General features: G+C 46.5%; 5 protein-coding genes. 3 read left to right on the top strand and 2 right to left on the bottom strand.

Annotated elements, in window-relative coordinates:
* Positions 1-46 precede the first annotated feature (46 nt).
* Positions 47-565, top strand: a complete 519-nt coding sequence (locus BJP37_RS17015) for an REP-associated tyrosine transposase (protein WP_075906184.1) — start codon at positions 47-49, stop codon at positions 563-565.
* A 159-nt stretch (positions 566-724) separates the two neighbouring features.
* Positions 725-1786 carry a formylglycine-generating enzyme family protein gene (locus BJP37_RS17010; protein WP_198954080.1) on the top strand — a complete coding sequence of 354 codons (1062 nt, stop codon included), beginning with the start codon at positions 725-727 and terminating at the stop codon, positions 1784-1786.
* Positions 1787-1825: 39 nt separating this feature from the next.
* Here BJP37_RS17010 and BJP37_RS36710 read toward each other — a convergent pair whose 3' ends face one another.
* Positions 1826-2008 (bottom strand): hypothetical protein, encoded by a 183-nt coding sequence (locus BJP37_RS36710; RefSeq protein ID WP_143727650.1) that lies wholly within the window; start codon positions 2006-2008, stop codon positions 1826-1828.
* Positions 2009-2068: 60 nt separating this feature from the next.
* On the opposite strand from BJP37_RS36710, the gene BJP37_RS17005 reads away from it, so the two are divergent.
* A complete protein-coding gene (locus tag BJP37_RS17005; protein ID WP_075900498.1) occupies positions 2069-2488 on the top strand; it encodes a trypco2 family protein in 420 nt (139 codons plus the stop codon).
* Between the two features lie 37 nt (positions 2489-2525).
* Here the strand turns inward: BJP37_RS17005 and BJP37_RS17000 are convergent, their stop codons facing one another.
* Entirely contained in the window at positions 2526-4226 is a 1701-nt protein-coding gene (locus BJP37_RS17000) for a GMC family oxidoreductase N-terminal domain-containing protein (protein WP_229415342.1), read from the bottom strand.
* Between the last annotated feature and the right edge of the window lie 85 nt (positions 4227-4311).

The raw sequence follows: 4311 nt of genomic DNA, 5'->3' as shown, positions 1-4311 counted from the left end.
CTGCTGTATCGCTCACTACATAAGACTCTCATGCCTCCTTGTCCCCCTGTTAGCTACGAATTATAGCAGTTTCAGAAAGTTCAAAAATCTTAAAATTAGCCAAAGGACTCTTCCTCACTGGGAATCAGCAGGAGCAATTTACTTTGTAACTTTTAATACGTTTAAAAAGCTAGAGTTGACCCCAGAAGCCAGACAAGTAGTTTTAGATTCCTGTTTATTCTTCAATAACCAAAGGTACAAAACGTATGCTGTTGTGATTATGCCAGATCATGTGCATTGGTTAATACAGCCTTTGCTAAAATCCGATCAGGAATATTGGAGCTTAGGTAGTATCATCCACAGCATTAAAAGCTATAGTTCTAAGCAAGTTCCTAAAGTAATGAATCATATCGGTATTGTTTGGCAATATGAGCGATATGATCGCATTATGCGAGATGAAATAGAATTTTTAGAAACCTGGAACTATATCCGAGAAAATCCTGTAAAGGCTAATTTATCTGAGATGCCTGAAACATATCCTTTCTTCTGGCAAATGGATAGTGTACAGAAATCTTCTGTAAAATAATCAATGGTAGAACTGGCATCTTGCCAGTGGTCAATGGTAGGTAGAACTGGCATCTTGCCAGTGGTCAATGGTAGGTAGAACTGGCTAGAAGCCTGTTGCGGGAATAGCCTTCGAGCCTATGTCAATCTCAATCAAACAATAATCCTGGTCACTGGCAAGATGCCAGTTCTACCATCAACCACTGGCAAGATGCCAGTTCTACCAGGTCAGTGCCAGTTCTACTTACCATCAACCATTGGCAAGATGCCAGTTCTACCTACCATAGGCCACTGGCAAGATGCCAGTTCTACAGGATCAGTGCCAGTTCTACATCAGTCAAACCCAACCATAGTGATGCCACCAACAAGTCAAGAAGAACAGCAATCAAACCTTATTATCAACCACCATTGGCGAGAAATTCAGTACTTTGCTGAAGACTTGGGAAATGGTATCACTTTGGACATGGTTGCCATACCTGATGGCACTTTCATGATGGGTTCCCCAGAAACCGAAGAGGGGCATAGAGACAGTGAAAGTCCCCAGCATCAAGTCACCCTTAAATCCTTCTTGATGGGCAAATACCCAGTTACCCAAGCCCAATGGCAAGCCGTCGCCGCCCTACCCCAAGTCAAAACAGAACTTGAAAGCGATCCATCCGAATTTAAAGGGGAAGACCTACCTGTAGAGCAAGTCTCGTGGTATGATGCAGTGGAGTTTTGTGAGCGGCTGTCCCAGTATACGAAACGCCCTTATCGCTTGCCCAGCGAAGCCGAGTGGGAGTACGCCTGTAGAGCCGGAACAACCACCCCGTTTCATTTTGGAGAGACGATTACGACAGACTATGCTAATTACGATGGAACAGATGATCAACAGGATCGTTGGAAAGGGTCTTATGGTAATGGGCCATCAGGGATTTATCGGCAAGAAACAACCCCAGTGGGGAGTTTTGGGGTAGGGAATGACTTTGGACTCTACGATATGCATGGGAATGTGTTGGAGTGGTGTGCAGACCATTGGCATGATAACTATATAGGTGCGCCGACGGATGGTAGTGTGTGGTTAGACGATAACCATAACGATAATCAAACTCAAAACCGAGAAAGGCTGTTGCGGGGTGGTTCCTGGCTCGGCAACCCTGTTTTCTGCCGTTCTGGGTCTCGCGACTACTCTTATCCGGCTCTCAGGCACAGCGTCGGCAGTATTGGTTTTCGTGTGGTGTGTGGGTGTGCGTGGACTCTGTAACCCTTTGCCCTTTTGCCCTTTTGCCCTTTACCCTTTTTTTTACCTCTCCCTCCTGTAGAACTGGCATCTTGCCAGTGACCGGAATTTCAAATGGGTAGAACTGGCATCTTGCCAGTGACCAGCAATTTCAAATGGGTAGAACTGGCATCTTGCCAGTGACCAAGAATTTAACATGGGTAGAACTGCCAACCACTGTAAAACTGGCATCAAGCCGCGTGACAACTACCCAGAACCCTGCCTATAGTGGAGCTGTTGCATAATATAACCAATTCTACAAGATTAATGTCTAACAACGATACCAGCCCCATTGGATTGTGTGAATTTATCCAGCAGGTTAAACACGATCTGCTCTCAGTACCACCAGGTCAGGAGAAGGATGCTCCCTTGTTGTGTGTTGAATCTGTGGAACTGGAACTACAAGTTAGTGTCAAGCGAACTGCAAAAGCAGGTGCCAAGGGGAATATCAAAATTAATGTACTAGGAACTGGGGGCGAGGTAGGAGGCGAACTAGGTGGAGACTTGGGACGGGATGAGATTCATAAAGTCAAAGTCAAATTATCTCCCCTCTTCGATAAGGAGCGTCTGATGGAATTTTACCAGACCCTTAATGGCGATAAGGTGCCAACGATGGTCAAGAATTCTTTAAAGGCACTCCTTAAAGGCAATGAGGAGGGCAATCTGAATGAACAACTGGGTGACTAACAGCATTCCCGATTCCCGACTCCCGACTCCCTATTCCCTATTCCCCATTCCCCACACATATCTTCTTCGCCACATGGAAACCAATCAAATAAGCTGTCATCTGCGTACTAATCCGGGGCAAAGGCACAGAAGAAAGGTCAGCCACATAGACATTAGCTGACCCGTATACTTTCCCAGTATCTATTGCATTGTCGAGTCCTTTATCAATCGCCTTACCGAATAGGCATCCCCCCGACAAGTGCTGCTCGGACAGTAAAAACCTGCGACTGTAAACATCAACATACTCCTCAATCTGGTTCTCCTGGTAGGGCATTTTAGTTACCAGTCGCAAGAACCACCTAACTAACCAATGTGGCTGTTCTCCCAAGCCATTCAACAGTGCCATGTGCTTGGCAATCTCACTGTTGGCTACCACTTTATCCTGATTGAAATGGGATTGTTCCTCTTCTCCAAAGAAATCTAATTCAATCCGAGAGTCGTCCCTTGAATAGCAACCTTCTTTAGCAGCATTAAACTTAATCGCTGCAGTAATCAAGCTTGGGTCATCATGCCATGGTTTCCCTTGAAGTAAGTTATAAAGTCCCCACAACAGGTTAATGATGAAATTGACTGCCTGAAGAAACACCCTAATCACGTTCTTGATGATATTAAACAACCAAGGTAACCTGATCACGAACCTCTTGATTGAGTTTGGTAATAGGAACGCCAGATAAAGGTGGGCAATCATAAACCACAGCCTCTCAAAATTACCAGAAAAGAAATCGAAGCAGCAAACCGTTTCCTGTCCCGGTTGTTCTGGTTCTGGTTGCCATACCGTTGTCCCAAATACAGGGATGTAAACATCCCGAGGGGTAACATCAATGCTCTTGTCCACCAGGTAGAGACCCAGGGGCATAACAATATGGTCATTAACATGCTGCCCGATCTGATCGTTTCCCAATTCCTCGCGGTGAGACCAGAGCAGCCGTGGCGTGGCACCCCCTGCGCACATAATCACCTTTCCACCATCCCTATCCAGAGACAAGCGCTCCGTCATCCCCGTGTCCAGGTACTTAACATGTACTGCCACGCACCGTGGTTTTTGCCCTTGTTCCTTAGAAAACTCAAGTCTCTCAACCCTACACCTAGTCTTGATCTCCACGCCCTGGCCAAACCAATCGACAATGGATACTCCGCTGTGGGTTCGCTGCCCAAATGAGTTGAACTGGGTTGGAAAAAGGTGCAACAGGCCGGTATCGGTGACCTCCAAATTAGGAATATTGTCAATAGCGTCTGTGCTCACTACAAAACCAACCTTCTCAGCCGCCTGCAGTACTTGTTTAGTCACAGGTGACGGATCGGTTACCGGGTTTGGTCTAGCAAACTTCTGATTCAACTCTGCCTTCAGGCTGTCCCAATAGGCTGCCGTTTGACCAATGTGTGTCGCCAGCCACTCCGACGACTCATGCATCATGGTATAGTTAATCGATCCGCCACCACCCATAGTACAGGCCCGCCCCGATATAATCGGAATACCCTTGGGGGTCAGGGCATTGTGCAACTTGAATACCTTTTCCTCTGCGTAGGACTTAGTCCAGTTGTTCTGGTGGGTAATGTCGCTGGTAGTAAAGAAATCATCCCCCTCCTCCAGCACTAACACCCGCTCCCGGATAGACCTGTCATTACCAGCTTCTAGGTAATAGCTCAGAAACCCACAGGCTCCATTACCAGAGCCAACCACGATCGTATCGTACATCATCGCAATGGTTGTTTAAGCAAATCAGTCTATTGATTAAACTAAGCCAGTGAGTCACCTCACTGACTCGTCTTCAAAACCGTACGTG

It is taken from the genome of Moorena bouillonii PNG (assembly GCF_001942495.1).
Taxonomy (GTDB): Bacteria; Cyanobacteriota; Cyanobacteriia; order Cyanobacteriales; family Coleofasciculaceae; genus Moorena; species Moorena bouillonii.
This window is presented reverse-complemented; position numbering and strand designations above follow the sequence as displayed.

Excerpts from the sequence above, each read along its gene's own strand:
- BJP37_RS17000 (WP_229415342.1), bottom strand. The coding sequence starts at position 4,226 with ATGATGTACGATACGATCGTGGTTGGCTCTGGTAATGGAGCCTGTGGG.
- BJP37_RS17010 (WP_198954080.1), top strand. The coding sequence starts at position 725 with ATGCCAGTTCTACCATCAACCACTGGCAAGATGCCAGTTCTACCAGGT.
- BJP37_RS17005 (WP_075900498.1), top strand. The coding sequence starts at position 2,069 with ATGTCTAACAACGATACCAGCCCCATTGGATTGTGTGAATTTATCCAG.